The organism is Microbacterium halotolerans, assembly GCF_003569805.1.
GTDB classification, from domain to species: domain Bacteria; phylum Actinomycetota; class Actinomycetes; order Actinomycetales; family Microbacteriaceae; genus Microbacterium; species Microbacterium halotolerans.
Genome location: NZ_QVLP01000022.1, coordinates 1 through 1476 on the forward strand (window position 1 = coordinate 1; position 1476 = coordinate 1476).

Below are 1476 nucleotides of genomic sequence, written 5' to 3' on the forward strand. Positions count from 1 at the left end.
TAGTACGTCTCTTCTTCGGGAGGGGCTGGAACGTGGTGTCGTCCGGGGGCGGTGGCTGCACGCTGTTGGGTCCTGAGGGACCGGGCCTTGGGGCTTGGTTTCTTGTTGGGCCCGCTTTTGCGCTCCCGGTTGGGGGTTGCGGGGTGGGCACCGCCCGTACTTTGAGAACTACACAGTGGACGCGAGCATCTTAAAGAGAGCGTCACCGACCCTTGTGGTTGGTGGCTCATGTGATTTTGTAAGTCTTTAAGAGCAAACGGTGGATGCCTTGGCATCTGGAGCCGAAGAAGGACGTAGCAATCTGCGATAAGCCTCGGGGAGCTGATAAGCGAGCTGTGATCCGTGGATGTCCGAATGGGGAAACCCCGCCAGGCGCATTCGTGTGTCCTGGTGACTCCCGCCTGAATATATAGGGCGGGTAGAGGGAACGTGGGGAAGTGAAACATCTCAGTACCCACAGGAAGAGAAAACAATAGTGATTCCGTTAGTAGTGGCGAGCGAACGCGGATGAGGCTAAACCGAGTGTGTGTGATAGCCGGCAGGTGTTGCATGTTCGGGGTTGTGGGACCTTGTGTTCTCCTGCTGCCGCAGGGGTGGCGTTAGAGAAGCGTGTAGACGAACGGTTTTGAATGGCCGGCCGGAGAGGGTGTGAGTCCCGTAGTCGAAACATGTGTTCTCGCGTTACGAGTGTTCCCGAGTAGCACCGGGCCCGTGAAATCCGGTGTGAATCTGTCAGGACCACCTGATAAGCCTAAATACTCCCAGATGACCGATAGCGGACAAGTACCGTGAGGGAAAGGTGAAAAGTACCCCGGGAGGGGAGTGAAATAGTACCTGAAACCGTTTGCTTACAAACCGTCGGAGCGACTTTAATTGTTGTGACGGCGTGCCTTTTGAAGAATGAGCCTGCGAGTTAGTGATACGTGGCGAGGTTAACCCGTGTGGGGTAGCCGTAGCGAAAGCGAGTCTGAATAGGGCGTTTGAGTCGCGTGTTCTAGACCCGAAGCGAAGTGATCTATCCATGGCCAGGCTGAAGCGACGGTAAGACGTCGTGGAGGGCCGAACCCACTTAGGTTGAAAACTGAGGGGATGAGCTGTGGATAGGGGTGAAAGGCCAATCAAACTTCGTGATAGCTGGTTCTCTCCGAAATGCATTTAGGTGCAGCGTTGCGTGTTTCTTGCCGGAGGTAGAGCTACTGGATGGCCGATGGGCCTCAACGGGTTACTGACGTCAGCCAAACTCCGAATGCCGGTAAGTGAGAGCGCAGCAGTGAGACTGTGGGGGATAAGCTTCATAGTCGAGAGGGAAACAACCCAGATCGCCAACTAAGGTCCCTAAGCGTGTGCTAAGTGGAAAAGGATGTGGAGTTGCTGTGACAACCAGGAGGTTGGCTTAGAAGCAGCCACCCTTGAAAGAGTGCGTAATAGCTCACTGGTCAAGTGATTCCGCGCCGACAATTTAGCGGGGCTCAAGCA

The 1476-nt window shown here is 55.1% G+C and carries 1 rRNA gene; it reads left to right on the plus strand.

The features are described 5' to 3' along the window. Positions 1-236: 236 nt before the first annotated feature. Positions 237-1476, plus strand: a 23S ribosomal RNA gene (locus tag DZG09_RS16435); the annotation flags it as partial.